Source organism: Caulobacter sp. GW456-12-1-14-TSB4 (assembly GCF_059424195.1).
The window spans coordinates 89,379-114,256 of record NZ_JBWKZF010000017.1 but is presented as its reverse complement, the minus strand read 5'-3'; the positions used below and the strand labels follow the sequence as shown (position 1 = coordinate 114,256).

At 68.1% G+C, this 24,878-nt stretch carries 24 protein-coding genes and 1 pseudogene; 13 read left to right on the top strand and 12 right to left on the bottom strand.

All coding sequences use genetic code 11. The features are described from left to right. Positions 1-123 precede the first annotated feature (123 nt). Positions 124-1,206, top strand: a complete 1,083-nt coding sequence (locus AC07YH_RS16780; RefSeq protein ID WP_494748093.1) for a PA0069 family radical SAM protein — start codon at positions 124-126, stop codon at positions 1,204-1,206. A gap of 8 nt (positions 1,207-1,214) precedes the next feature. On the opposite strand, the pseudogene AC07YH_RS16775 reads toward AC07YH_RS16780, so the two are convergent. Continuing rightward, positions 1,215-1,321, bottom strand: a pseudogene (locus tag AC07YH_RS16775) (hypothetical protein); the annotation flags it as partial. Positions 1,322-1,345: 24 nt separating this feature from the next. Here AC07YH_RS16775 and AC07YH_RS16770 point away from each other — a divergent pair. Next, positions 1,346-1,801, top strand: a complete 456-nt coding sequence (locus AC07YH_RS16770; protein WP_494748092.1) for a cell wall biosynthesis glycosyltransferase — start codon at positions 1,346-1,348, stop codon at positions 1,799-1,801. Positions 1,802-1,934: 133 nt separating this feature from the next. Here AC07YH_RS16770 and AC07YH_RS16765 read toward each other — a convergent pair whose 3' ends face one another. Further along, positions 1,935-3,488, bottom strand: a complete 1,554-nt coding sequence (locus AC07YH_RS16765) for a lytic transglycosylase domain-containing protein (RefSeq protein WP_494748091.1) — start codon at positions 3,486-3,488, stop codon at positions 1,935-1,937. Between the two features lie 120 nt (positions 3,489-3,608). Further along, the gene (locus AC07YH_RS16760; protein ID WP_494748090.1) at positions 3,609-4,424 is read right to left on the bottom strand and encodes a uracil-DNA glycosylase; all 816 of its coding nucleotides are present in this window, start codon (positions 4,422-4,424) and stop codon (positions 3,609-3,611) included. Between the two features lie 151 nt (positions 4,425-4,575). On the opposite strand from AC07YH_RS16760, the gene AC07YH_RS16755 reads away from it, so the two are divergent. The 4 genes from AC07YH_RS16755 to AC07YH_RS16740 all read left to right on the top strand — a co-directional run bounded on the left by AC07YH_RS16755 (position 4,576) and on the right by AC07YH_RS16740 (position 9,614). Then, positions 4,576-6,249, top strand: coding sequence for an electron transfer flavoprotein-ubiquinone oxidoreductase (locus tag AC07YH_RS16755; protein WP_494748089.1), 1,674 nt, complete (start codon positions 4,576-4,578; stop codon positions 6,247-6,249). Between the two features lie 74 nt (positions 6,250-6,323). Continuing rightward, entirely contained in the window at positions 6,324-8,054 is a 1,731-nt protein-coding gene (locus tag AC07YH_RS16750; protein ID WP_494748088.1) for a tetratricopeptide repeat protein, read from the top strand. A gap of 41 nt (positions 8,055-8,095) precedes the next feature. Further along, positions 8,096-8,968 (top strand): 4-(cytidine 5'-diphospho)-2-C-methyl-D-erythritol kinase, encoded by an 873-nt coding sequence (locus AC07YH_RS16745; RefSeq protein WP_494748087.1) that lies wholly within the window; start codon positions 8,096-8,098, stop codon positions 8,966-8,968. Positions 8,969-8,978: 10 nt separating this feature from the next. Beyond that, positions 8,979-9,614, top strand: coding sequence for a peptidylprolyl isomerase (locus tag AC07YH_RS16740; protein ID WP_494748086.1), 636 nt, complete (start codon positions 8,979-8,981; stop codon positions 9,612-9,614). Here the strand turns inward: AC07YH_RS16740 and AC07YH_RS16735 are convergent. From AC07YH_RS16735 to AC07YH_RS16725, 3 genes are all read right to left on the bottom strand, one after another. Next, complete coding sequence (locus AC07YH_RS16735; protein ID WP_494748085.1) at positions 9,611-10,414, bottom strand: lipid II flippase Amj family protein; 804 nt, start codon at positions 10,412-10,414, stop codon at positions 9,611-9,613. The genes AC07YH_RS16740 and AC07YH_RS16735 overlap by 4 nt on opposite strands. 113 nt (positions 10,415-10,527) lie before the next feature. After that, positions 10,528-12,057, bottom strand: coding sequence for an ammonium transporter (locus AC07YH_RS16730; protein WP_494748084.1), 1,530 nt, complete (start codon positions 12,055-12,057; stop codon positions 10,528-10,530). A 26-nt stretch (positions 12,058-12,083) separates the two neighbouring features. Then, on the bottom strand, positions 12,084-12,422 hold the full coding sequence (locus AC07YH_RS16725; protein ID WP_004623580.1) for a P-II family nitrogen regulator: 339 nt from the start codon (positions 12,420-12,422) through the stop codon (positions 12,084-12,086). A 323-nt stretch (positions 12,423-12,745) separates the two neighbouring features. Here AC07YH_RS16725 and AC07YH_RS16720 point away from each other — a divergent pair, with 323 nt between their 5' ends. From AC07YH_RS16720 to glyS, 4 genes are all read left to right on the top strand, one after another. Further along, complete coding sequence (locus AC07YH_RS16720) at positions 12,746-13,096, top strand: DMT family protein (RefSeq protein WP_494748083.1); 351 nt, start codon at positions 12,746-12,748, stop codon at positions 13,094-13,096. Between the two features lie 85 nt (positions 13,097-13,181). Beyond that, complete coding sequence (locus AC07YH_RS16715; RefSeq protein ID WP_494748082.1) at positions 13,182-14,111, top strand: fasciclin domain-containing protein; 930 nt, start codon at positions 13,182-13,184, stop codon at positions 14,109-14,111. Positions 14,112-14,196: 85 nt separating this feature from the next. Then, positions 14,197-15,096, top strand: coding sequence for a glycine--tRNA ligase subunit alpha (locus tag AC07YH_RS16710; protein ID WP_252634810.1), 900 nt, complete (start codon positions 14,197-14,199; stop codon positions 15,094-15,096). Between the two features lie 6 nt (positions 15,097-15,102). After that, entirely contained in the window at positions 15,103-17,298 is a 2,196-nt protein-coding gene (gene glyS / locus AC07YH_RS16705) for a glycine--tRNA ligase subunit beta (RefSeq protein ID WP_494748081.1), read from the top strand. Positions 17,299-17,445: 147 nt separating this feature from the next. Here the strand turns inward: glyS and AC07YH_RS16700 are convergent, their stop codons facing one another. Continuing rightward, positions 17,446-18,303 (bottom strand): metal-dependent hydrolase, encoded by an 858-nt coding sequence (locus AC07YH_RS16700; RefSeq protein WP_494748080.1) that lies wholly within the window; start codon positions 18,301-18,303, stop codon positions 17,446-17,448. A gap of 73 nt (positions 18,304-18,376) precedes the next feature. Here AC07YH_RS16700 and AC07YH_RS16695 point away from each other — a divergent pair, with 73 nt between their 5' ends. Then, positions 18,377-18,991: a TetR/AcrR family transcriptional regulator gene (locus AC07YH_RS16695; RefSeq protein ID WP_494748079.1), complete on the top strand. Its 615-nt coding sequence runs from the start codon at positions 18,377-18,379 to the stop codon at positions 18,989-18,991. Here the strand turns inward: AC07YH_RS16695 and AC07YH_RS16690 are convergent. The 5 genes from AC07YH_RS16690 to AC07YH_RS16670 form a co-directional block, all read right to left on the bottom strand. Further along, positions 18,972-19,376 carry an NUDIX hydrolase gene (locus AC07YH_RS16690; RefSeq protein WP_494748078.1) on the bottom strand — a complete coding sequence of 135 codons (405 nt, stop codon included), beginning with the start codon at positions 19,374-19,376 and terminating at the stop codon, positions 18,972-18,974. The two genes, AC07YH_RS16695 and AC07YH_RS16690, sit on opposite strands and share 20 nt — an antisense overlap. A 35-nt stretch (positions 19,377-19,411) precedes the next feature. Further along, positions 19,412-20,485 carry a serine hydrolase domain-containing protein gene (locus AC07YH_RS16685; RefSeq protein ID WP_494748077.1) on the bottom strand — a complete coding sequence of 358 codons (1,074 nt, stop codon included), beginning with the start codon at positions 20,483-20,485 and terminating at the stop codon, positions 19,412-19,414. A gap of 30 nt (positions 20,486-20,515) precedes the next feature. Then, positions 20,516-21,379 carry a helix-turn-helix transcriptional regulator gene (locus AC07YH_RS16680; RefSeq protein WP_494748076.1) on the bottom strand — a complete coding sequence of 288 codons (864 nt, stop codon included), beginning with the start codon at positions 21,377-21,379 and terminating at the stop codon, positions 20,516-20,518. A 1-nt stretch (position 21,380) separates the two neighbouring features. After that, positions 21,381-22,382 carry a porphobilinogen synthase gene (gene hemB, locus AC07YH_RS16675; protein WP_494748075.1) on the bottom strand — a complete coding sequence of 334 codons (1,002 nt, stop codon included), beginning with the start codon at positions 22,380-22,382 and terminating at the stop codon, positions 21,381-21,383. 61 nt (positions 22,383-22,443) lie between these two features. Continuing rightward, on the bottom strand, positions 22,444-22,905 hold the full coding sequence (locus tag AC07YH_RS16670; protein ID WP_494748074.1) for a DUF2147 domain-containing protein: 462 nt from the start codon (positions 22,903-22,905) through the stop codon (positions 22,444-22,446). Between the two features lie 229 nt (positions 22,906-23,134). Between AC07YH_RS16670 and AC07YH_RS16665 the strand changes: the two genes are divergently transcribed. Then, complete coding sequence (locus tag AC07YH_RS16665) at positions 23,135-24,280, top strand: isobutyryl-CoA dehydrogenase (RefSeq protein ID WP_494748073.1); 1,146 nt, start codon at positions 23,135-23,137, stop codon at positions 24,278-24,280. Beyond that, positions 24,277-24,870 carry a histidine phosphatase family protein gene (locus AC07YH_RS16660; RefSeq protein WP_494748072.1) on the top strand — a complete coding sequence of 198 codons (594 nt, stop codon included), beginning with the start codon at positions 24,277-24,279 and terminating at the stop codon, positions 24,868-24,870. Before AC07YH_RS16665 ends, AC07YH_RS16660 begins: the two co-directional genes overlap by 4 nt. Positions 24,871-24,878 lie beyond the last annotated feature (8 nt).

The window sequence follows — 24,878 nt, the reverse complement described above, 5'->3', positions numbered from 1 at the left end:
GCATCGCCCAGGCTGCTTTCCAAAAGTTGAGCCGCACCCGAATTGAGCTGCGGCCGATTGGCGCAGCTTGAGTGTGGCGAAATTGTTCTTGTTATGTTCTTGGTGTCGGCGCATGGTCGCGCCATGGCCGAGGCAGCGAAACTGGCGCCCGCACCGCGCGGGCGGGGCGCGAAATCCAACCGGACCGGACGCTTCGAGTCCCGGACCAGCGAAGCGTTCGACGACGGCTGGGGCGAGGAGGAAGAGCCGGGCCAGCTGAAGACCGAGCTGCAGCCGATGAAGTCGCGGACGATCATCGCCCGCAACCAGAGCCCGGATATCGGCTTCGATCGCTCGATCAACCCTTACCGGGGGTGCAGCCACGGCTGCATCTACTGCTATGCGCGGCCCAACCACGCCTATCTGGGCCTGTCGCCGGGTCTGGATTTCGAGAGCAAGATCTTCTTCAAGCCGCATGCGGGCGAGCTGCTGGAGAAGGAGCTGTCCAAGGCCTCGTACAAGCCCGCCACGATCCATATCGGCGGCGACACCGATCCCTATCAGCCGGATGAGAAGCAGCTGCGGGTGACGCGACAGATCATCGAGGTGCTGGACCGCGCCAGCCACCCGTTCACGATCATCACCAAGTCGGCGCTGATCCTGCGGGATATCGACGTACTGAGCCGGATGGCCCAGCGCAAGCTGACGCGGGTGGCGATCTCGATCACGACGATGGACCGCGGCTTGGCCCGCAGCATGGAGCCGCGCGCGGCCACGCCCGGCAAGCGGATCGAGGCGGTGCGGCGACTGACCGAGGCGGGGATTCCGGTGACGGTGATGTTCGCCCCGGCCATTCCGGGCCTCAACGACCATGAGGTCGAGACGGTGCTGGAGGCGGCATCCAAGGCCGGCGCGCAGGGCGCGGGCTATGTCGCCCTGCGTCTGCCGCGCGAGATCGCCCAGCTCTTCCAGGAATGGCTGGAGACCGACCATCCGGACCGGGCCAAGAAGGTGATGTCGCTGGTGCGGCAGATCCGCAAGGGCGAGGTCAACAACTCCAACTGGGGTGAGCGCATGCTCGGCGACGGCCCGGTGGCCGAGGTGCTTCGCCAGCGCTTCCACCTGGCGGTGAAGAAGTTCGGGCTGGACCAGCCGTGGACGGCGTTGGACGCGAGCCAGTTCGTGGCACCGAGGAAGCCGAGCGTGCAGATGGATCTGTTCGGCTAGCGCCCGAAACCTCGTCCTTCGACAAGCTCAGGATGAGGTTTCGACTGCGAGGCCTTGCGTGGTCCTCATCCTGAGCCTGTCGAAGGACGAGGACCACGCAAGGCCTTGACCGCATCGTCCCCGCTGGCCAAGCAAAGCCATGATCTCCGTCGTCCTCGTCGCCTCCGAAGACCTGACCGGCCTGGCCGCCCAGATGTCCATACTGGTGCCCGCCGCCGTGGACGGGCTGGTCAAGGAGGTGGTGCTGGTCGCGAATGGCGAGCACGGCGTCGAGGCGTTGGTCGAGGACAGCGGCGCCCGGCTGGTGACCACCGCCGGCGACCGCCTGGCGGCCGGCGCGGCTGCGGCGCGGGGCGACTGGATATTGACCCTGCGATCGGCCCCGGCCCTGCGCGAAGGCTGGCGTGAGCCGATCGAGAAACACTTGGCGGGCGGGGCAGGGGCTCCGGCCGTGCTGACGGTCCCGGGTGGCATGCTCAGCAAGCTCTCGCCGCGTCTGCACGGGGTGCTGGTGCGGCGGCTGGATTGGCCCGCGGGCGGTGGTGACGAGAAGGCGCTGGCCAAGGCCCTGAAGGCCAAGCGGCTCGACTACTGAGCCCAACCCCATCCGCTCATCCCCGCGAAAGCGGGGACCCAAGCTGAAATCGGGGTGGATCCGAAATCTTCCCGCTAGGCCGAGAGCCCGCATGGGTCCCCGCTTTCGCGGGGATGAGCGGGGGTAGGGATGGTTAGGGCTGCGCCGACGTCAACTGCACCATCAGCTGGTCGATGCTGGTCGGCGCCGCCACCTGCGGGTCCAGCCGGAAGTCCACCGTCCGGGCCCCCGAGGCCACGGCGTCCAGGGTCTTGTTCTCCGCGCCCATCAGCCGGCGATAGGTCCAGTAGCTGGCCATGACCTTCTCGACGTAGTTGCGCGTCTCCTTGTACGGCAGGCTCTCGATCAGCAGCAGGGTGTCGCAGTCGGCGCCCAGTTGGGCCGCCGTGCGGTTCAGGGTGGCCGGCCCGCCGTTATAGGCGGCCACGGCGCGCAGCAGGTCGGGGCTCTTGACGCCGCGGTCCATCAGCCAGGTGAAATAGTCCTGGCCGGCCCGCAGGTTGTAGGCCGGATCGAACAGCGGACTGTTGTCGGCCAGCAGCTTGTCGTCGCCCACGACGTCGGCGGCCGAGGCGGGGCGCACCTGCATCAGGCCCATGGCCCCGGCGGCGGAGAGGGCCATCGGGTCGAAGCGGCTTTCCTGGCGGACCAGGGCATAGACCATGGCCTTGTCGATGGTGAAGCCGCCGACCGGGTCCAGCGGGGGCAGGGGATAGTCCTCGCCGCCGACCCGGCGCACCGGGCGGCCGGCGTTCAGCGGGGCGTTGGCGTTGAGCGCCAGGGCGAGAGCCGTCCAGTCGTCGCGCAGTTCCGGGGTGTCGGCCAGCGACAGGCCGGCGCGCAGCTCCATGCCCGCCTCGCGCCAGCGGCCGACCTGGGCCAGGGCCGAGGCGCGGCGGGCGCGGGGATCGGTCGTGACCAGCCGGTCCAGCGAGGCGGTGTCGGGGCCGGCATAGCTGGCGCGGGTCAGCAGGCTGGCGATCGGGTCGTAGCTCTCTTCCGGCGCGCTCACGCCGGTCATGGCCAGCTGCCGCACGGCGATCATGCCGTAGAAGGTGTGGGGCGAGCGGGCGGCCTCGCCCAGCAGGGCCTGGGCGTCGCGCTCGTGGCCGGCCTGGCTGGCCACGCGGGCGGCCCAGAAGGCCCCGGCGGCGCGCAGCCACTCGTCCTCGTGTTCGTCGTGGGCGACCTGCTCGAAATAGGTCTGGGCGGTGCGGGTGTCGCCCAGGCGATAGGCCGAGAGCCCGGCGATCCAGGTCTCGCCGCCGGCCACGGCCAGGGTCAAGGCCTTCTGCACGTCGCCGGAATAATAGGCCTCGCGGGCGGCGCGGCCCTTGTCGGCGGGCGGCGGGGCGCTGTCGTCGCCGATGAACAGTTCGGGCGCCAGCGGCGCGGCGACGCGCTTGCCGGCCGGCTTGCGCTTGACGGCCAGGGCGTAGACGCGATCGGCGCCGGCCTCGTCCGAATAGGTGCGCAGCCAGCGGTTCAGGTCGTCGTAGCTGGCCGAGAAGCGGGTCGGGTGCATGACCTTGGCGAAGGCCAGGCGGCCGGCCAGGCTGCGGTCATGGGCGTTGGCGAAGGCCGCTGCGGCGGCGTCGAAATCGCCTCGGTCGGTGGCGGCGAAGGCGGCGCGATAGGCGCGGACGTCTTCCGGAGTCAGGGGATCAAGGGCGCCGGCGTGCGCCATAGGCGACGTCGCGCACACGAAAAGGGCCGACAGAACGGCCAGAGGGCGAGCCCAAAGCTGCAAAAGTGATCCGCGCTCCCCCGCAGGCGCGCGTCCCCCATTCCCATAGTTCCGAGGATTCTAGTGCGGACGGTCCGGACGATCAAGCCGTTCGGTCAGCGTCAGAAGGTCCTGCCAGGCCTTCTTCTTCTGGGCGGGCGTGCGCAGCAGGAAGGCCGGGTGCAGGGTCGGCATGGCCGGCAGCTCGATGGACTTGTCGTCGGACAGCCATTCGAACCAGCGTCCGCGCATCGAAAGGATGCCTTCCTCGCGCTTCAGCATCGCTTTCGCCGAAGCGCCCCCGGCCAGCAGCAGCATCTTCGGCTGCACCAGCGCGATGGCGCGTTCGACGAACGGCGCGCAGGTCGCCTGCTCCTGGGGCGTGGGCGTGCGGTTGCCCGGCGGACGCCAGAACACGGTGTTGGTGATGAAGACGCGGCCTTCCAGGCCGGCGGCCTTCAGCATGCGGTCCAGCAGCTTGCCGGCCCGGCCGACGAACGGCTGGCCTTGCGCGTCCTCGTCGGCCCCGGGGCCTTCGCCGATGATCATCAGCGGCGCATCGCCGGTCCCGCGCGAGAACACGGCCTGCTTGGCGCCCTGGGTCTTCAGCGGGCAGCCGTCGAAGGCGGCGATGGCGGCGGCCAGGCTTTCGAGGTCGTTGCAGGCGCCCGCGGCGGCCTTGGCCATGGCGACGGCCGAGCCGACGTCGGGACCGCGCGCCAGCATCGGGCGGGCGATCGGGACGGGCGGAGGCGGCGGCTGGCTCTTGGCCCGCAGCATCGCCGCGCCCTCGGCCAGGCGGTCGATCGGCGCGTCGGCGTACGAGGCGTCGACGCCCGCATCGGCCCAGAAGGCCAGCAGGCTTTCGACGGCGCGTTGATCGACGGCGAGGCTCATGAGACCGTCTTAGCGCGGAACTTCGCCAGTCTCCACGCTGCGATGCAGCAAAAAAGAGACGCTAGGCGCTTGACCGCCACTACGTCACGTTTGGATAAGCTCTGATTCAAACAGTCATAAGACGGGCGGCCGAGCCCGATCGGGAGACCTTATGAGCGAAGACCTCGAACGCGAGTCGATGGAGTACGACGTCGTCATCGTCGGCGGCGGTCCCGCCGGGCTCTCCGCCGCGATCCGCCTGAAGCAACTGGCCGCCAAGGCCGGGACCGAGATTTCGGTGGCCTTGCTGGAAAAGGGCTCCGAAGTCGGGGCCCACATCCTGTCGGGCGCGGTGATCGATCCCAAGGGTCTGGCCGAGCTGTTCCCGAACTGGAAGGAACTGGGCGCGCCGCTGGAGACGCCGGTCACCAAGGACCGCTTCAAGCTGCTGGGCCCGCAAGGCGAGCTCAGCCTGCCGATGTTCGCCATGCCGCCGTTCATGCACAACCACGGCTGCTACATCGCCTCGCTGGGCAACCTGACCCGCTGGCTGGCCGGCAAGGCCGAGGAGCTGGGCGTCGAGATCTATCCGGGCTTCGCGGCTTCGGACCTGGTGTGGAACGAAGACGGTTCGGTCAAAGGCGTCGTCGTCGGCGTCGTCGGCATCGCCAAGGACGGCCACCACAAGCCGGACTTCCAGCCGGGCATGGAGCTGCACGGCAAGTACGTCTTCATCGCCGAGGGCGTGCGCGGCTCGCTGGCCAAGCAGCTGATCGACAAGTTCGACCTGTCGGCCGGCAAGTCGCCGCAGAAGTTCGGTCTGGGCATCAAGGAGCTGTGGCAGGTCCCGCCCGAGAAGCACCAGCCGGGTCTCGCCGAGCACACCACCGGCTGGCCGCTGGACAACCAGACCGGCGGCGGCAGCTTCATGTACCACTTCGGGGACAACTACGTGGCCATCGGCTACGTCGTGCACCTGAACTACAAGAACCCGTGGATCTCGCCGTTCGACGAGTTCCAGCGCTTCAAGCAGCATCCGGGGATCAAACCCTATCTGGAAGGCGGCAAGCGCATCGCCTATGGCGCGCGGGCCATCACCGAGGGCGGCTACCAGTCGGTGCCGAAGCTGACCTTCCCGGGCGGCGCGCTGATCGGCTGCTCGGCCGGCTTCGTCAACGTGCCGCGCATCAAGGGCAGCCACAACGCCGTCAAGACCGGCATGCTGGCCGCCGAGGCCGCCTATGAGGCCGTGCAGACGGGCCGCGCCAGCGACGAGCTGACCGGCTACCAGACCGCCTACGACAAGTCGTGGGTGGCCAAGGAGCTGAAGGTCGTCCGCAACGCCAAGCCGATGCTGGGCAAGTTCGGCACGGCTCTCGGCGGCGCGGTCAGCATGTTCGACATGTGGTGCACGCACCTGTTCGGCGGCTTCTCGTTCTTCGGCACCATGCAGCACGAGAAGACCGACGCGGCCTCGACGGGCCTGGCCAAGGACTACAAGCCGATCGTCTATCCCAAGCCCGACGGCGTGATCAGCTTCGACAAGCTGAGCTCGGTGTTCCTGTCGGCCACCAACCACGAGGAAGACCAGCCGGCGCACCTGAAGCTGAAGGACCCGTCGGTCCCGATCTCGGTCAACCTGCCCAAGTACGGCGAGCCGGCGCGTCTCTACTGCCCGGCCGGCGTCTACGAGGTGCTCTACAACGAGCAAGGTCAGGACCCGCGCTTCCAGATCAACGCCCAGAACTGCGTCCACTGCAAAACCTGCGACATCAAGGACCCGTCGCAGAACATTGTCTGGACCACGCCCGAAGGCGGCGGCGGACCGAACTATCCGAACATGTAAATGGAACAGCCTCCCGGTCCCCGATCGGGAGGCTTTTTCTTGCGAGCGACCTCGAAACCGCCGAGGGTGGCGGGATGACGCGTTTCAAAGTCCTCCTCGCCTGCGTTTCGGTTTCGGTCCTGGCGGCCTGCGCCCAAGGGCCCAGCACGGTCACTCTGCGCGGCCCCGTGGCGGGCTCGCCGCTGTTCGACACCCGCAGCTCATACGGCCAGTTCCTGGCGGGGCAGGCGGCCCTGCGCGACGGCAAGTCCAAGGAAGCGGCCAGCTATTTCGGCACGGCGGCCGTGCTGGGCGATGATCCCGGCGTGATCGGCGAGCGTTCGTTCTCGGCCCTGCTGCTGGCCGGTGAGATCACCCGCGCCGCCGCCGCGGCCCCGACCGGTCCGGACGCCACCGAGGCCGTCCAGCGCATGGGCGTGCTGACCCGCGTGGTCGAGGCGCTGGCCACCAACAAGGGCAAGGACGCCCAGGCGCTGCTGAAGACCAATGCGCTGGGCTTCCCGCACCAGCAGGCCGCCGCCTTGCTGGCCCCGTGGACCGCCGCCGCGGCCGGCGACAACGAGGGCGCGATCGTCCAGCCGACGCTGCGCACCGACAAGCTGGTGCAGTATTTCGGCCAGCAGGGCCAGGCGCGGCTCTATGAGCGGGCCAAGCGCTATGACGAGGCCGAGACCGACTACAAGGCCCTGACCGGCAACACGGCCACGGCCAGCATCTTCACCATCGACTACGGGGCGTTCCTGGAGCGTCGCAAGCGTCACGACGACGCCGTGGCCCTCTACGACACCGCCCTGCGCAGCGCGCCCAACGACACAGGCCTGTTGCGCGCCCGCGCCCGCGCCGCCGCCAAGGGCGTGCCGCCGCCGATGCCGACGATCCGCCAGGGCGCGGCCGAGGGGCTGGTGGCCTGCGCCGCCACCTTCGCCGGCGAGCGCCAGGCCCAGTTCGCCCTGGCCTATCTGCGCCTGGCCCTGCGCCTGGATCCGGGTCGCGACGAGGCCTGGGTGCTGGTCGGCGACCTGTTGAACCAGGGCGAGGACCCGCAGGGCGCGATCGAGGCCTATGGCCACGTGCCCGCTGGCTCGCCCCACTACGCCTCGGCCCAGAGCAAGATCGCCTGGGCCTGGAACGACATCGGCGACAAGGCCAAGGCGCTGGAGGTGGCCCGCGCCGCCGCCACGGCCGCGCCGGCTGACCGCGACGCCCAGCTAGCCTTGGCCGACCTGCTGCGGGCCGGCAGCCAGTGGAACGAGTCGGTGGCGGTGCTGGACCAGGTGGTCGCCCGAGAGAGCGCCAATCCCGACTGGCGCGTGCTCTATCTGCGCGCCGTGGCCCTGGAGCAGGCCAAACGCTGGCCCGAGGCCGAGCGCGACCTGCAGGCGGCGCTGAAGATCAATCCCAACGAGCCGGAGCTGCTGAACTTCCTCGGCTACAGCTGGATCGACCGCAACGAGCACCTGGCCGAGGCCCTGGGCATGGTCCAGAAGGCGGTCGCCGCGCGGCCGACCTCTGGCGCCATGCTCGATAGTCTCGGTTGGGCCTATTACCGGCTGGGCGACTACAAGAACGCCGTCGAGAAGCTGGAAACGGCCGTCGAGATGGAGCCGGGCGACCCGGACGTCAACGGCCACCTGGGCGACGCCTACTGGCGGATCGGGCGCAAGACCGAGGCCCAGTTCCAGTGGCAGCGCGTGCTGAGCCTGGAGCCCGACGACAAGCAGAAGGCCGACTCCGAGACCAAGCTGAAGAACGGCCTGGCCGCGAACGGCGCGGCCGCGACGTCGTCGACGACGGCCAGCAACTGAGCTATCGGGCTTTCGTCCCTTTCATCTGAGTTCGAGAGACCATGCGGCTTTCCGCCTTCGCCCCGGCCAAGGTCAATCTGTTCCTGCATGTGGGCGGGCCGGATGCGGAGGGCTATCACCCGATCGCCAGCCTGATGGTGTTCGCCGATGTCGGCGACCAGGTGATGATCCAGCCCAGCGACGCGCCGGCCTTCGAGACCTCGGGACCGTTCGGCGGCGACATCCCGGTCGATGGCGACAACCTGGTGGTCCGCGCGGCGCGGGCCTTCCATGCCAGGCTGGGCGGGCCGATCCCGCCCTACCGGCTGATCCTCGAGAAGCACCTGCCGATCGCGGCGGGCCTGGGTGGCGGCTCCAGCGATGCGGGCGCGGCCTTCAAGCTGCTGCGCGACGCCTTGGCGCCGGACCTGTCCGACGACGCGCTGGAGCCGCTGGCCGCCAGCCTGGGCGCCGATGGCGCCGCCTGCCTGCGGGCTGTGGCCTTGATGGCCGAGGGGCGAGGGGAGGTCCTGTCGCCGGCCCCGGCCTTGCCCGAACTGCACGCGGTGCTGGTCAATCCGGGCGTGCCGTCGCCGACCGGGGCGGTCTATCGCGCCTATGACGCGGCCGTGCATCCGGACGGGGCCGAGCGCCCGTTCATGCCGGAAGACCTTGAGAGCGTCGAGGAAGTCGCCGCCTGGCTCTCCGTCGCCACCCGCAACGACCTGGAAGCGCCGGCCGTGGCCCTGGAGCCGCGCATCGGCGAGGTGCTGGACGTGCTGCGCGAGGAGCCCGAAAGTCTGCTGGTCCGGATGTCCGGCTCGGGGGCGACGTGCTTCGCCCTCTGCGCCGGCGACATCGAGGCCGAGACCCTGGCCGAGCGTCTGCAGACGACGCGGCCGGACTGGTGGGTGCGGCGCTGCCGCTTGAGCTGAGGAGCTGAGTATGAAGCGCCGTGACGTTCTCGCCGCCCTTGGAGGCCTGGCCGCCGTGCCGGGCCTGGCCGACGCCCAAATCCTGAACCTGGCGCCGACGCCGATCGTGCCGGGTGCTGGCGACATCCTGGTCAGCCTGGACACCGGCCAGGGCCAGATCGTCATCGCCCTGAAGGCCAAGCAGGCCCCGCTGACCGTGGCCAACTTCCTGCAATATGTGGACGCCAAGCTCTATGACGGTTCCAGCTTCTGGCGCTCGGCCAAGGCGCCCGGTTCGACCACCTACGGCCTGATCGAAGGCGGCTTGGCCAGCGATCCGAAGAAGGTGCTGAAACCCGTCGCCCACGAGCCGACGACCCAAACGGGCCTGCGCCATGTCGACGGCACGCTGTCCCTGGCGCGCCGCGAGCCCGGCAGCGGCGACAGCGACTTCTTCATCTGCGCGGGCGAGGCCCCGTACCTGGACGCCAATCCGGCGGCGGAGGGCGACAATCTCGGCTTCGCGGCCTTCGGCCAGGTGATCAAGGGCATGGACGTGGTCCGCACGATCCTGAACCTGCCGACGCCGGGCAAGGCGATCAATCCGGTCATGGAAGGCCAGATGCTGGACCCGGTGGTGCCGATCGTCACGGCTCGCCGGATTTAGATCAGTCTCGCCAGCATCACGACGGCGCTAGCGGCTGGGACCAGCAGCAGTTGGGCCAGCACCGTGCCGGCCACGCGGCTGCCGGCGAACCAGACCACGGCGCGGCGGAAGGCCGGCTCGCTGACGCGGCCGTCCATGACGTCGTCGGTCATGATCGACAGGGCCGGATCGATCAGCACGAACAGCAGGATCGTCGCCACGCCGTTGATCACCGACGACAGGCTGACGGCGGTGACCCGGAACTGCGGGTCCAGATAGCCGGCATAGAGCGAGGCGAAGACCCCGACGGTCAGGAGCGCCTGGGCCAGGACGTTCAGCACGATCACCCGCGCAGGCACGTCGATCTTCTGCTTCAGGCCTTCGAGATGACCGCGAGCGGGCAGGGCGACCGCGTCGCGGACATAGGACAATCCGCCCTTGGCGAAGGCGTGCATCAAGAGCTTGGGCACTGAGCGGTGGACCTGGAAGTGGGCGACGGCGCGCGTGAACAGGCGCTGGGCGGTGGGGATCAGCAACGCGCCGATGACCGCCGCCAGGCTGGCGCTGGCCATCAGCCATTGGAAGTCGGCCAGCAGGTTCTGGCCGGTCCCATGCAGCAGGTCGCTCTCGATCCGCTTGGACAGGAACGGCCCCTGGAAGGCGTTCGAGGCGCGCGACAGCAGCACCAGCACGTTGAACAGCGCGAACGACATGGCGATCCGCCGCGTGCGGACCCCGGCGATGCGCACGGCATAGGCCAGGGCCCCGATCAGATGGATGACGAAGGTCAGGACGCAGAGCAGGAACAGTTGGGCGTCCACGGCAGTCTCCAGGCGGGAAGGCGCGAGCTTGGCCGAACCGCGCCCAAAGAGAAAGGGCGCGGAGATCGCTCTCCGCGCCCTTCGACGTTTCGGGGTGAACCCCTACCGCCAGCTTAGCTGTGGTAGGCGCGTTCGCCGTGTTCCGAGATGTCCAGGCCTTCTTCTTCGGCTTCCGGCGAAGCCTTCAGGCCGATGACCAGCTTGATCACGAAGAAGACGATCAGCGAGGCGACCAGCGACCAGGCGACCGTGACGCAGACGCCCTTCAGCTGGGCCATGACTTGGGTGCCCAGGTTGTAGACGGCGTTGTCGCAGGTCGAGATGTCGCCGTCCTTGGCGCAGCTGGTGTAGTCGACGATGCCGGCGCCGCCCCAGGCGGGGTTGACCAGCAGGCCGGTGCCGATGGCGCCGACGATGCCGCCCACGCCGTGGATGCCGAAGGCGTCCAGGCTGTCGTCATACTTGAAGGCGTTCTTCACGACCGAGCAGAAGAAGATGCAGATCGGCGAGACGACCAGACCCAGGATCACCGAACCCATCGGGCCGGCGAAGCCAGCGGCCGGGGTGACGGCGACGAGGCCGGCGACGACGCCCGAGGCCAGGCCTAGGGCCGACGGCTTCTTGCGGGTGACCCACTCGACGACGATCCACGACAGGCCGGCGGCCGCGGTGGCGACGAAGGTGTTGATCATGGCCAGCGAGGCGTAGCCGTTCGATTCCAGGTTCGAGCCGGCGTTGAAGCCGAACCAGCCCACCCACAGCAGACCAGCGCCCACCAGCGTCAGGGTCAGCGAGTGCGGGGGCATCGGCTCCTTGCCGTAGCCTTGGCGCTTGCCCAGGATCAGGGCGCCGACCAGGGCGGCGATACCGGCGTTGATGTGAACGACGGTGCCGCCGGCGAAGTCCAGCGCGCCGAAGCCCCAGATCAGGCCCGACTTGACCGGAGCGGTCGGGGCCAGGGCGATCGCGTCAGGACCCGGCCACCACCAGACCATGTGCGCCATCGGATAATACGACAGCAGCGGCCACAGGACGGCGAAGGCGACGATGGCGGCGAACTTCATGCGCTCGACCAGCGAACCGACCACGAGGGCGGCGGTGATGGCCGCGAAGGTCGACTGGAACGAGATGAAGGTGAACTCGGGGATCACGACGCCGGTGGAGAACGTCGCGACGTTGCTGGCCGGGGTCACGTCCTTCAGGAAGAGGCGACCGAGGCCACCCACGAAGGTGTCCCAGCTGCCGCCATCCGAGAAGGCGAAGCTGTAGCCCCACAGGACCCAGGCGACGAAGCCGATCAGGGCGACGGTCGAGACCTGCATCATGACCGACAGCATGTTCTTGGCGCGGACCAGGCCGCCGTAGAACAGCGCCAGGCCCGGCAGGATCATCAGCAGGACCAGCAGCGAGGAGGTCAGCATCCACGCATTGTCACCCTTGTCGTTCTTGTCGACGATGGTGGGCGCGGCGGCCGGGGCGGGAGCGGGCGTGGCGGCCGGAGCAGCCTCGGCGGGCGCTGCGGCGGTCATGGCGGCGGCCGGCGCGGGCGCGGCCTCCTGGGCGAAGGCGGTGGCGCCCAGCGGGGCCCCCGCGAGCGTCGCGGCGAGCAGAAGCCCGGCCAGCGGTTTAAATGTGAGTTTCATCGTCGGTATCCCCTTTTCCCGATGCGTTACAGAGCGGCCGAGCCGGTTTCGCCGGTGCGGATGCGGACGGCTTCCTCGACGTTCAGGACGAAAATCTTGCCGTCGCCGATCTTGCCCGTGGCCGCGGCGGCCTTGACCGCCTCGACGGCCTTGGCGGCCGAAGCGTCGTCCACGACGGCTTCCAGCTTCACCTTCGGCACGAAGTTCACTTGGTATTCGGCGCCCCGGTAGATTTCGGTCTGGCCCTTCTGGCGGCCGTAGCCCTTCACTTCCGACACCGTCAGACCTTCGACGCCGGCGGCGACGAGCGCTTCGCGCACCTCATCCAGCTTGAAGGGTTTGACGACCGCTATGATCAGTTTCATCCGCCTTGCTCCGACCCGCTGAGCCGCGGGCTTGCTTTGCTTGGTTGTTCGGAAGCTCTTCGCCCCCGGTGTGATCACCGCCGACGCCGCCATCACGCGCTGCATCGTTTCCCCGGCTTGGCCACGCTATCGGCGACGGTTCCGTGACGGGCGGCGCGGGCAAGGTTTTGGAAAGGAAATAGGCAAGGCGCCTAAAATCTCATCATGCTGCGCCGCCGTTGCGTCAGAAATCGGCGATTTGGCCTGACGGGAGGTTCTGGCGGCGACGGCCCGGCTTGCCCTAGGTTGGCGCAATCCCCATCGCCCCGCTCCGGAGCCCGCCCATGTCGCCGTTGGTCATGAAGATCGCCCCCTGGCTGATGCTGGTCATGTCCAACATCTTCATGACCTACGCCTGGTATGGTCATCTCAAGGGCAAGCCGATGGCCCTGCCGATCGCGATCCTGTCCAGCTGGCTGATCGCCTTGCCCGAATACCTGCTGGCCGTGCCCGCCAACCGGATCGGGCACCATGTGTATTCGACAGCTCAGTTGAAGGTCGGGCAGGAGTTCATCACGCTCTTGGTCTTCACCCTGTTCTCGTTCTTCTATCTGGGGGAAGCCATCAAGTGGTCGACGGTCGCGGGCTTCGGCCTGATCATCGCCGGCGTGGCCGTCGTGTTCTTCTTCAAGTGAAGCTCTAGTTTGATCACGTGGCCGTGATCACGGAACCGACTCCCCGGCCTGGGCGTAATCCGCTCGAACCGAGAGGAACTCGACCATGATCACCCAGCGTCTCCTGACCGCCGCCGCCGCGGTCGCCCTGATGACCGGCTTCGCTCACGCCCAGGACGCCACGGCGCCCGCCGCGGCGGCTCCGCCGCCCGCCGCGTCCTCGCCCGTCGTGGCCAAGGGCGACCTGATCCAGACCGTCGAAGCTTCGGGCCAGTTCAGCACCTTCCTGAAGGCCGTCGGCGCGGTGAACCTGACCAGCGTCCTGAAGACCAACCAGAACCTGACCCTGTTCGCCCCGACCGATGCGGCCTTCGCGGCGCTGCCGGCTGGCGAGCTGGACAAGCTGATGCTGCCGGAAAACGGCCCGATGCTGCAGAAGGTGCTGACCTACCACCTGATCAACGCCAAGGTGGACTCCACCAAGATCAAGGGCGCCAAGGGTGAGGTGAAGAGCGTCGAGGGCTCGCCGCTGCTGCTGGACGGCTCGGGCGCGGCTCCGATGGTCGATATGGCCACCATCACCCAGACCGACGTCATGGCGACCAACGGCGTGCTGCACGTCGTAGACAAGGTCCTGATCCCCAAGGACGTCCCGGGCCTGCAGGCCGCCGCCGCGGCGACCGATGCGGCCGCGACCATGGAAGTGGCCGCCAACGAACAGACGGCTCCGGCGGGTCAGGCGATGCCGGCTGATCCGCAGGCCGCGCCGCCGGCGCCGACCGCGACCACCGACATGGCCGCCGATCCGGCCGCCACGCCCGCCATGCCGGCCGCTACGGCCGCGCCTGACGCCGGCGTGAACACCTCGGGCGTGGTCGCCACCTCGTCGCAATCGCCGGAGGCCCAGGCCACGCTGAAGGCCGGTGACGCCAATGTCGTCTCCAACCCGCCGGTCGCCGACACCAAGGCCAACCGCGTCAAGTACGGCGCGCCGGAGTCCAACGCCGGCAAGCGCACGGTCCCCAAGGGCAACTAAAGCCTTCTACGTTCCGGACTTCGCTTGAAGCAGCAGTCGGCGGGCCCTATGGTCCGCCGACTTTTTTCTAGGCCTGCTTCGATTGATGTCGCGCGAAAAACCCAAGTCCTTCCAAAGCCTGATCCTGACGCTCCATGACTATTGGAGCCGGCAGGGCTGTATCATCCTGCAGCCGCACGACGTGGAAGTGGGGGCGGGGACCCTGCACCCGGCCACGGTGCTGCGCGCCCTGGGTCCCAAGCCGTGGAACGCGGCCTACGTGCAGCCCTCGCGCCGCCCGGGCGACGGCCGCTATGGCGAGAACCCCAACCGCCTGCAGCACTATTACCAGTACCAGGTGATCCTGAAGCCGAACCCCGAGAACATGCAGGACCTGTATCTCGGCTCGCTGGAAGCGATCGGCCTGGATCTGCGCACCCATGACATCCGCTTCGTCGAGGACGACTGGGAAAACCCCACGGTCGGAGCCTGGGGCCTGGGCTGGGAAGTCTGGTGCGACGGCATGGAAGTCAGCCAGTACACCTACTTCCAGCAGGTGGGCGGCCTGGACGTCTCGCCGGTGGCCGGCGAGCTGACCTACGGCCTGGAGCGCCTGGCCATGTACGTGTTCGGCGTCGACAACGTCTACGACCTGCCGTTCAACGACCCGGACTCGCCTTTGGGCGCGACGACCTATGGCGACGTGTTCCTGGAGAACGAGCGCCAGCAGTCGGAAGCCAACTTCCACGGCTATGACGTCGCCGTGCTCAAGCAGCAGTTCGAGCAGATGGAAGAGCAGGTCCCGCTGATGCTGGCCCGCTCGTACCAGGACAAGGCCCTGGTGCTGCCCGCCTACGACATGGTCCTCAAGGCCAGCCACCTCTTCAACCTGATGAACGCCCGCGGCGCGATCGCCGTCGCCGAGCGCGCCAGCTACATCGGCCGCATCCGCGACCTCTGTAAGATGTGCGCCAGCGCCTGGGTCGAGCAGCAGGAAGCCGCGTAAGTTAAGATGCCCCAACTTCTCCTCGAACTGTTCTCGGAAGAGATCCCCGCCCGCATGCAGGCCCAGGCCGCCAAGGACCTGGAGCGCATGGCGCGCGAGCACCTGGCCGCCGCCGGCTTCCTGCCCGAGGCCCTGAAGACCTTCGCCGGCCCGCGCCGCCTGACCCTGGTGGCCGAAGGCCTGCCGCTGGCCCAGGCCGACCGCAAGGAAGAGCTGAAGGGCCCGCGCGTCGGCGCCCCGCCGCAGGCCATGGAAGGCTTCCTGCGCAAGGCCGGCCTGACGCAGGACCAGCTGGTCGAGCGCGACGGCGTCTACATGGCCTTCATCGAGAAGGAGGGCCGTCCGACCCCGGAGATCGTCGCCGAGATGGTCGAGGCCATCGTCCGTGGCTTCCCGTGGCCCAAGTCGATGATCTGGGGGACCAAGAAGCTGCGCTGGGTGCGTCCGCTGAAGCGGATCCTGTGCGTGCTGGACCGCGAGGTCGTGCCGTTCGCCATCGAAGGCATCCCCAGCGGTGACGTCACCGAAGGCCACCGCTTCATGGGTGACGCCCAGCCGTTCGTGGCCAAGGACTTCGACGAATACGCGGCGGGCCTGGAGGCCCACTTCGTCGTGCTCGACGTCGAGGAGCGCAAGGAACGCATCCTCGAGGGCTGCAAGACCCTGTGCTTCGCGCGTCATCTCGAATTGGTCGAGGACCAGGGCCTGCTGGACGAAGTCGCGGGCCTGGCCGAATGGCCGACGCCGGTGCTGGGCGACATGGACCCGGTGTTCCTCAGCCTGCCGCCCGAGGTCATCCGTACCTCGATGCGCACGCACCAGAAGTACTTCGCCGTCCGCAAGGCCGGTGAAGAGGGCCTGGCCCCGCACTTCATCACCATCGCCAACATCCAGGCGGCCGACGGCGGGGCGGTGATCGCGGCCGGCAACGCCAAGGTGCTGTCCTCGCGCCTGTCCGACGCCCGCTTCTTCTGGGACGAGGACGTCAAGGTCGGCTTCGAGCCGTGGCTGGAGAAGCTGAACGGCGTCACCTTCCACGCCAAGCTCGGCACCATGGCCCAGCGCGTCGAACGCATCGTCGCCCTGGCCGGCGAGATCGCCCCGCTGGTCGGCGCCGATGTCGAGAAGACCCAGGAAGCCGCGCGCCTGGCCAAGGCGGACCTCGCCTCGCAGATGGTCGGCGAATTCCCCGAGCTGCAGGGCGTCATGGGCGGCTACTACGCCCGCACCTTCGGCCTGGACGGCGAGATCGCCGACGCCGTGCGCGACCACTACAAGCCGCAAGGCCCCTCGGACGCCGTGCCGACCGCCCCGGTCAGCATAGCCGTGGCGCTGGCGGACAAGCTGGACACCCTGGTCGGCTTTTTCGTGATCGACGAAAAGCCGACGGGGTCGAAGGATCCCTATGCGCTGCGTCGTGCGGCGCTGGGCGTGATCCGCATTTTGATTGAAACTAAGCTAGGTCTGCCGCTTGCAAAGATTTTGAGCCGCCAAGTGATCAGGGCACGCCTTTCGGCTATGAAGGTTAAGCTCGATACGGGCATCAATGGCAGCTATGCCGAGCTAATGGAACTGGATCCAAGTTCCCTAGATCGGCTTCGCAGTGCCTACACAGAACTGAAACAAAATATTGAAAAGTTCTCGGCTGATGGTGCCGGGATCGAAAATTGGCCTGTTATGGAAGATGACTATAAAATACTTCCATTCTTCGCCGACCGCCTGAAGGTCACCCTGCGCGACCAAGGCAAGCGGCACGACCTCGTCGACGCCGTCTTCGCCCTGGGCGATGACGACCTGGCGCGCATCGTCGCGCGGGTCGAGGCGCTGGACGGGTTCCTGAAGACCGACGACGGCAAGAACCTGCTGGCCGGCTACAAGCGCGCCTCCAATATCCTCAAGGCCGAGGAGAAGAAGGGCGCTCTGCCGAGCGGGGCTCCGGAAGCGCCGACCGCCGACAGCGACGCCGAGGTGGGCCTCTACAACGCCCTGCGCCTGCTGGCCAAGCCGCTGAAGGACGCCCTGGACGCCGAGGACTTCACCGGCGCCATGACCCAGCTGGCCGAGCTGCGCGGTCCGGTGGACGCTTATCTCGACGGCGTCTTCGTCAACGAGCCCGAGCACCGCGACAACCGCCTCAAGACCCTGGCCGCCGTCCGCGACGCCATGGGCCAGGTGGCGGACTTCGGGCTGATCGCGGGTTAAACCCACTCTCCGATCTCCCCGGCGAAAGCCGGGGCCCAGATCAAATCAAGAGCGCCGTGCGGTTTCGCGCGGCGCTCTTTGCATTCACGGATGACGCTCAGGATGGATCTGGACCCCGGCTTTCGCCGGGGAGACGGGTTAGGGGTTTTAAGCCGCCGCCGCGTCGAACTCCGCCTTCCAGCCGGCGAACTCGGCGCGGTCGTCCTGGTCCCACGGATGGAAGCCCGGGCGGTACCAGGCGAAATAGGTCTTCCAGCCACGGCGGAAGAGGCCCGGCTTGCCCCACACGAACGCGTTGACCGCCTTCAGCGCCTGCTTGGGCGTATAGCCGTCGGTCTCCAGCAGGCGGGCGGCGTAGCGGCAGATGTTGCGGGTGAACATGAGGGTCACGAAGAACATCGCCCGGCAGCGCATGAAGTAGCGGCGGCGGGGCGTCCAGTCCTTCGTGGCGACCATGAAGACGTCATAGGCGACGGCCTTGTGCTCGGTCTCCTCCATGGCGTGCCAGCGCCACAGCTTCTCGACCTCGGGATGGGCTTCGTCGAACAGGTCCTGATGGCGCACGTGCATCTCGGCCATCATCGCCGTGAAGTGTTCCAGGGCGATGGTCGACAGCAGCATGGCCATCTTGCCGCGCTCGCGGGCCATCTTCACGCGGCCCTTCACCGTCTCCTCGATCTCGGCGACCGGATAGCGCGTGCGGTCGATCAGGCTGTTCAGCTGATGGTGCTCGCGCGAGTGGATGGCTTCCTGGGCGATGAAGTTCCTGGCGTCGTCCAGCAGCTTGCCGGTCAGCAGGTGGCGGTAGTTGCGCACCGCGTCCATGAACAGGCGCTCGCCGTCCGGGAAGGTCAGGGACAGGGCGTTGAACACCGCCGTGCCGACCGGATCGCCGCCCAGCCAGTGGCCCTTCTGGGCGTCGGCCAAGTCGAAGCGGATGTCGCGCGGGGTGACATCGAGGTCGGAAGGAGTGGTCTTCCCCAGAGTCGTTTGGGTCTCGGTCATGGCGTTGTGCGCTCCGCCGGATTAGGGCTTGGTCAGCCCGTGTTGTGACGCACCCTGAGTTATACTGACAAAAATGTCAATAGAGACGCCCGAGCCTGTTAGCGCCGCTCCGAAGACCCGTGTCCGTCGATCGCCGGAGGCCGCGCGCGAGAACATCCTGGCCGCCGCCGAGGCGCTGCTGGTCGAGCATGGCCCGCAGGCCATCAAGTTGGCCGACGTGGCCAAGGCCGCAGGGGTGGTGCACGCCAATGTCATCCACCACTTCGGCTCGATCGCCGGGGTCGAGACGGCGCTGATGGAGCGGATGATCCGCCAACTGGCCGACAAGATCATCGCGGGGTTCGAGCAACAGGGCGCGGCGCTGGGCTTCGGCGCCCAGGCGCTGTTCGACGCCTTCGAGACCAAGGGCGCGGCGCGGTTGGCGGCGTGGCTGGAGCTGACCGGCGAGGGACGCCGGATGACCCTGGTCCGCCAGGTCGTCGACGAGGTGGTTCAGACGCGGCTGGCGCGCGACGCCGGGGTGGAGCGCGACACCGTGGTCGATTTCATCCTGCTGAACATCATCCTGGCCGTCGGGGTAGGCCTGTTCGGACCAACCCTGAGCGAGCTTCTGGGCCGTCCGCCAGGGCGGGCGCGCGAACTGGCGCTGGAGATGATCCAGGGCAAGATCAGCGGCGCGACGACCTAGCCAGCAGCGCCGGCAGCACCTGCTCGGTCAGCAGCGGCGCGAGCCGCAGGTCGCCCGGCGCGACCGGGTCGATCCAGGCCAGTTCCTCGATCTCGGCCCGAGCCTCTATCGCGCCCTCGACCGTGGCCAGATAGGTCGCCGACTGCACGGTGAAGCCGGCTTCGTTGGCGGCGGGAGCCGAGTAATTGCCCAGCAGCTCGGCATCGAGGAGCCGGCAGCCCAGCTCCTCGTCCAGCTCGCGAGCCAGGGTTGAGAGGTCGTCCTCGCCGCCGTTCCGCTTGCCGCCGGGCTTCATGAAGGCGGTCGTGCCGCGCTTGCGGACCAGCAGCATTCGGCCGTCCGCATCACGGATCACGGCGGTGACGATGTCGAGGACGCGGCTCATGCGGCCAGGGTAGCCCCGTCCTCGGATTCGTTCCGCTACTTCTCGACCGCCGCCAGGATGTGGTCGGCCAAGAGCTTCTCGGAAATCGCGTGCGGCTGGCGGACGCCGAAATTGGCGGTGGTGATCACCGCCACCAGGTCCAGGTCCGGCACGATCGCCACCTTCTGGCCGCCCGAGCCGCTCATCAGCCAGGCCTTGTGACCGTTGAAGGTCTGGAGCCAGACCAGATAGCCGTAGTCGGTGTTCTCGCGGGCATTGGCGTGCGGCGTGATCGAGGCCTTCACGAAGGCTGCCGGCAGCACCTGCTTGCCGTCCCACTGGCCGCCATTGGCGTAGAGCTGACCCAGCTTCAGCAGGTCGCGGCTGCGCAGGCCAAGACCGCCGCCGCCCATGGCCAGGCCCGTGGGCGACATCTGCCACTTGGGGTTCTCGATGCCGAGCGGCTTGAACAGCACCGCGTCGGCGAAGGCGGGCAGGGGCTGCTTGACGGCGTTCTGGACGACCTGGCCCAGGACCACGACGCCTGCGGTGCAGTAGCTGAAGCTGCGGCCATAGGGCGAGGCCTCGGGCTTGGGGTTCCAGTCCGGGAAGCCACGCACCGGCAGGTCCAGGTAGAAGCCCACCCAGTCCTCGATCAGGTACATCCGCTCCTCGTTGCCGCGCGAGAACGAATTGTCGTCGTCGCACTCGGCGATGGAGCTCATGGTCAGCAGGTCCTCGACCGTGACCTTGTCCTTGCGCGGATCGGGATTGGCGACCGGCGGGCGGCCCTTGAGGTAGGCCTTGATCGGCGCATTAAGGCTGGGCAGGTCGCCACGGGCCAGGGCCGCGCCGGCCAGCATGGCGGTGACGGTCTTGGTGGCCGAGCGGGTGTTGCGACGAGCCTCAGCGCCGTCCTGATCGTAATAGGCCTCGAACACCAGCTTGCCGTGGCGGGCGACCAGGACGCTGGTGATCTTCTGGAACTCACCGGCCTTGATGGCGGCCGACATCGCGTCGAGCTTGGCGGCCGAAAGGCCTTCGGCGGCGGGCGGAGCGGTGGTCCAGTCGGCCGCTTGCGTGGTGAGCGGAGCCAGGACGAGGGCGGCGGCGAACGCGAAGGCTTTCAAGGCGGGAACTCCAAAAGGAACCTCTGCCGTCTAGGCCGCGCCGGTCGTCTCGTCTTGGACGCTTGAAACCTGTGGCCGGCGTCCGCACAGCCGCGCGAACTCGCCGGGGGTGACGCCATAGGCCTTGAGGAACTGGCGATTGAGGTGGCTCTGGTCGCAGAAGCCCGAGGCCAGGGCGATCTCGCCGATCGGGTCGCGACCGCGCATCAGCAGGTCTGCTGCCCGCTCCAGCCGGCGGGTGCGCAGGCGATCGCCGGGCGCCGCGCCCAGCCAGCGGCGATAGCCGCGCGCCAGATAGACCGGATGCACGCCGGCGATCTCGGCGAGGTCGGCGACATTGATCGGCTGGTCGAACGTGTCGGCCAGATAGGTCTCGGCGCGGTCCAGCCACGAGGGGCGCTTGTCGCTGTCCCGCGTGGGCGCCAGCGCCTGGGCGGCCAATTCAAGGCTCAGGCCCTCCAGCGAGATCGCCTCGGCGTCGCGGGCCAGCAGCGAACGGGTCAGGCGCAGGGCCGCGCGGCGCGCGGCCGGGCCTGTCAGCCGCAGGGCGTCGATGGCCGCGCCGCGTCCGGAGCTCGCGAGGGCCCGCCAGTCGGCCGCCGCGAAGCTGACGGCCAGGAAGTAGCCGCCGCCGTCGACGAACCGATCCCGATGGACGACGCCGGGCGGGTTGTAGACCAGCACGGGCCCTTCGGTTTCCGGGCCGGCGGCGGTGGTGATGTAGCGGCCGTGGGTGGCCAGCACGAAGTGGGCGTCGTCGTGGCTGTGCTCGTCGACGTGGTCGGCGCGGTTGGTGGCCTCCAGGTGCGCCAGGCGCACGCCCGGCAGTTGGCGCTCGACGGTGGGCGCGCCGTAGAACTGGCCTGGGCGAAAGGCAGTTCTGGGCGCGGCCATCCTAGCCCAGCTTCTCGGCGGCCCAGGGGGCGAAATAGGTGATGATCCCCGCCGCGCCGGCCCGCTTGAAGGCGGTCAGGCTTTCGAGGATGGCGCGGTCCTGGTCGATCCAGCCGTTCTGGGCGGCGGCCATGATCATCGCGTACTCGCCCGACACCTGGAAGGCGTAGGTCGGCATGCGGAACTCGTCGACCAGGCGGCGCAGGATGTCCAGATACGGCATGCCCGGCTTGACCATGACCATGTCGGCGCCCTCGGCGATGTCGAGCGCGACCTCGCGGATGGCTTCCTCGGTATTGGCCGGGTCCATCTGGTAGGTCTTCTTGTCACCCTGGCCGCCGGCCAGCTTGGCCGAGCCGATGGCGTCACGGTACGGGCCGTAGAAGGCCGAGGCGTACTTGGCGGCGTAGGACATGATCATCACGTCCTGGAAGTTCGCGCCTTCCAATGCCGCCCGCAGCTTGCCGATGCGGCCGTCCATCATGTCGGACGGGGCCAGGATGTCGGCGCCGGCTTCGGCTTGCATGAGGCCTTGCTCGATCAGGCGCTCGATGGTCGGGTCGTTGAGGATCTTGCCGCCCTCGATCACGCCGTCGTGGCCGTGGTCGGTGAAGGGGTCCAGGGCGACGTCGCACATGATGCCGACCTCGGGGGCGGCGTCCTTCATGGCCTTGACGGCGCGGGGGATGACGCCGTCCGGATCGGCGGCGATCGAGCCGGTCGCGTCTTTCCGCGAACCGTCGATGTGCGGGAAGATGGCGATGGCCGGGATGCCCAGGTCGCGGGCGCGGACGGCGGCCTTGGCGGCTTCCTTGACCGACAGGCGCTCGACACCCGGCATCGAGGCGACCGGGATCACGCCTTCGCCCTCGTGCACCACCATCGACCAGATCAGGTCGGACGGTCGGACCTCGGTCTCGCGGATCAGGCGGCGGGTCCAGTCGGCCTGGCGCACGCGGCGCAGGCGGGTGGCGGGATAAGGGGCGAGGGGCGGAACGGTCATGCGCTTGGTTTCGCGCGAGCGACCGCGCGAGGCAAGACGCCTAGCACCTTAAGGGGGAAGTTTAGGGAGCGGCCCGCGAGGCCAGCACCGACGGGCCGTCGATGCGGGTCCACAGCTGCGACTTGCAGATGAAGTTGCCGATCACGCAGCCCTTGGCGCGCATGGTCTTGGGATCGACGATGTCGGCCGAACCGACCAGGGTGACCTTCAGGGTCGGAACCCAGACGCGGCCCTTCAGCGAACCGTCGCGCTGGCTTTCGAAGTCACGCAGCAACTGCTTGCCGATCAGGGTGTCGGTGCCCGACTTGCGCGCATCGGCCTCGGCCTTGGCGCTGGCCCACACGACGACGCCGCAGGTGCTGGGACCGCAGTCCTTGATTTCCAGGTGGACGCTGTTGCGCGGGTTGCGCCACACGCCATAGCTCCGCTCGACGCCGTTGTCGGCGGCCTGAGCCGGAACCGTGGCCGCGGCCATTCCGAGGGCCACCGTCAGGGCGGCCAGTGCAAGTTTCAAGAAACGCATAATCGTTGATGCAGTTGTTATGATTGAGAACGCCCAGACTCGAAGCTGGCATTTGGAGTGAAAGGCGATGGTTATCAAGAGGGTGTGGCGTCACAGACGCTACACACCGTGTAACGGAGGATTTCAGGTCACAGTAGGAGACGGCTGTGACACGCGTTGACAGCAGGCTTTCCGCGCGGCACGTCAGCGGCCAAGAAGGTGAGGGCGGTTCCGCCCCTAAAGGGAGGAAATGCGCATGGATTTCGCGCTGAACGAAGATCAAGTCGCAATCCAGGATGCGGCCCGCGCTTTCGCCGAAGGACAGCTTGCCCCGTTCTCGGCGCAGTGGGACGAGCAGAAACACTTCCCCGTCGACACCCTGCGCCAAGCGGCCGAACTGGGTTTCGCCGGCATCTATGTGAACGAGGATGTCGGCGGCTCGGGCCTGTCGCGCCTGGACGCCTCGATCATCTTCGAGGCGCTCAGCTACGGCGACGTGCCGACGGCGGCGTACCTCACGATCCACAACATGGCCTCGTGGATGATCGACCGTTTCGGCTCCGACGACCTGCGCAAGCGCTACCTGCCGCGCCTGACGACCATGGAGCTGATCGCCAGCTACTGCCTGACCGAACCGGGCGCGGGCTCGGACGCGGCCAATATGCGCACGAGCGCCAGGCTGGACGGTGACCACTATGTCCTGAACGGCGGCAAGGCCTTCATCTCGGGCGGCGGCGTCTCGGACGTCTATGTCGTGATGGCCCGCACGGGCGGCGACGGCGCCAAGGGCGTCTCGGCCTTCGTGGTCGAGAAGGGCATGGAAGGCCTCAGCTTCGGGGCCAACGAGCGCAAGATGGGCTGGAACGCCCAGCCGACGGCCCAAGTGAACTTCGACAACTGCCGAGTGCCGGTCGAGAACCGCATCGGGCAGGAAGGCGAGGGTTTCCGCTTTGCCATGATGGGCCTGGACGGCGGACGCCTGAACATCGCCTCGTGCTCGCTGGGCGGCGCGCAGTTCGCCCTCGACACCGCCAAGGCCTACATGGAGACCCGCAACCAGTTCGGCAAAGCGCTGAAGGACTTCCAGGCCCTGCAGTTCAAGCTGGCCGACATGGCCACCGAGCTGGAGGCCGCCCGCCTGATGGTGCGCCGCGCCGCCCATGCGCTGGACAACAAACACCCCGAAGCGACCAAGCTGTGCGCCATGGCCAAGCGCTTCGCGACCGACGCCGGCTTCCAGGTGGCCAATGACGCCTTGCAGCTGCACGGCGGCTACGGCTACCTCCAGGACTATCCGCTGGAGCGCATCGTGCGCGACCTGCGGGTGCACCAGATCCTGGAAGGGACCAACGAGATCATGCGCGTCATCATCGCCCGCGAGATGTTCCGACAGTGATTTATCTCTGTCGCCACGGTGAAACCTTCCACAATCGCGAAGGCCGTCTGCAAGGACGGTCGGAATCGGACCTGACGCCGCTGGGCCGCGCCCAGGCGGCGGCCATGGGCGATTTGCTGGCCACGCTGGTCGAGGCTCCGGCCGGCTGGCGCATCGTCGCCAGCCCGCTGCGCCGGGCGCTGAACACCGCCGAGACGATCGGTGCGCGCCTGGGTCTGCCGGTCGCGATCGACGAGCGCCTGGTCGAGATCGACGTCGGCGAGTGGTCCAACCGTTTGCGCGAAGAGGTGAGGGGCGAGAACCCGCACCTGCACGGCGACGACGCCTGGGGCTTCCACGCGCCGGGCGGCGAGACCTATGAGGGCATGATGGCCCGCCTCACCGCGTGGCTGGCCGAGCAGGCCGCCGAGCCCGAGCGTCGGCTGATCGTGGTCAGCCATGGCGTCGCCGGCCGGCTGCTGCGCGGCGCCTATGCGGGTCTCTCGAAGGCCGACACCCTGGCCCAGGACATCCCGCAGGACGCCGTCTATCGCCTGATGGCCGGCCGGATCGACCGCCTCGACTGCGCGCCCGTCGCCGAGAACGCTTAGGACTTGAG

What these genes read in the sequence shown, in the direction of transcription:
- AC07YH_RS16780 (WP_494748093.1), top strand. Translation starts at nt 124, where the DNA reads ATGGCCGAGGCAGCGAAACTGGCGCCCGCACCGCGCGGGCGGGGCGCG.
- AC07YH_RS16770 (WP_494748092.1), top strand. Translation starts at nt 1,346, where the DNA reads ATGATCTCCGTCGTCCTCGTCGCCTCCGAAGACCTGACCGGCCTGGCC.
- AC07YH_RS16765 (WP_494748091.1), bottom strand. Translation starts at nt 3,488, where the DNA reads ATGGCGCACGCCGGCGCCCTTGATCCCCTGACTCCGGAAGACGTCCGC.
- AC07YH_RS16760 (WP_494748090.1), bottom strand. Translation starts at nt 4,424, where the DNA reads ATGAGCCTCGCCGTCGATCAACGCGCCGTCGAAAGCCTGCTGGCCTTC.
- AC07YH_RS16755 (WP_494748089.1), top strand. Translation starts at nt 4,576, where the DNA reads ATGAGCGAAGACCTCGAACGCGAGTCGATGGAGTACGACGTCGTCATC.
- AC07YH_RS16750 (WP_494748088.1), top strand. Translation starts at nt 6,324, where the DNA reads ATGACGCGTTTCAAAGTCCTCCTCGCCTGCGTTTCGGTTTCGGTCCTG.
- AC07YH_RS16745 (WP_494748087.1), top strand. Translation starts at nt 8,096, where the DNA reads ATGCGGCTTTCCGCCTTCGCCCCGGCCAAGGTCAATCTGTTCCTGCAT.
- AC07YH_RS16740 (WP_494748086.1), top strand. Translation starts at nt 8,979, where the DNA reads ATGAAGCGCCGTGACGTTCTCGCCGCCCTTGGAGGCCTGGCCGCCGTG.
- AC07YH_RS16730 (WP_494748084.1), bottom strand. Translation starts at nt 12,057, where the DNA reads ATGAAACTCACATTTAAACCGCTGGCCGGGCTTCTGCTCGCCGCGACG.
- AC07YH_RS16725 (WP_004623580.1), bottom strand. Translation starts at nt 12,422, where the DNA reads ATGAAACTGATCATAGCGGTCGTCAAACCCTTCAAGCTGGATGAGGTG.
- AC07YH_RS16720 (WP_494748083.1), top strand. Translation starts at nt 12,746, where the DNA reads ATGTCGCCGTTGGTCATGAAGATCGCCCCCTGGCTGATGCTGGTCATG.
- AC07YH_RS16715 (WP_494748082.1), top strand. Translation starts at nt 13,182, where the DNA reads ATGATCACCCAGCGTCTCCTGACCGCCGCCGCCGCGGTCGCCCTGATG.
- AC07YH_RS16710 (WP_252634810.1), top strand. Translation starts at nt 14,197, where the DNA reads ATGTCGCGCGAAAAACCCAAGTCCTTCCAAAGCCTGATCCTGACGCTC.
- glyS (WP_494748081.1), top strand. Translation starts at nt 15,103, where the DNA reads ATGCCCCAACTTCTCCTCGAACTGTTCTCGGAAGAGATCCCCGCCCGC.
- AC07YH_RS16700 (WP_494748080.1), bottom strand. Translation starts at nt 18,303, where the DNA reads ATGACCGAGACCCAAACGACTCTGGGGAAGACCACTCCTTCCGACCTC.
- AC07YH_RS16695 (WP_494748079.1), top strand. Translation starts at nt 18,377, where the DNA reads ATGTCAATAGAGACGCCCGAGCCTGTTAGCGCCGCTCCGAAGACCCGT.
- AC07YH_RS16690 (WP_494748078.1), bottom strand. Translation starts at nt 19,376, where the DNA reads ATGAGCCGCGTCCTCGACATCGTCACCGCCGTGATCCGTGATGCGGAC.
- AC07YH_RS16680 (WP_494748076.1), bottom strand. Translation starts at nt 21,379, where the DNA reads ATGGCCGCGCCCAGAACTGCCTTTCGCCCAGGCCAGTTCTACGGCGCG.
- hemB (WP_494748075.1), bottom strand. Translation starts at nt 22,382, where the DNA reads ATGACCGTTCCGCCCCTCGCCCCTTATCCCGCCACCCGCCTGCGCCGC.
- AC07YH_RS16670 (WP_494748074.1), bottom strand. Translation starts at nt 22,905, where the DNA reads ATGCGTTTCTTGAAACTTGCACTGGCCGCCCTGACGGTGGCCCTCGGA.
- AC07YH_RS16665 (WP_494748073.1), top strand. Translation starts at nt 23,135, where the DNA reads ATGCGCATGGATTTCGCGCTGAACGAAGATCAAGTCGCAATCCAGGAT.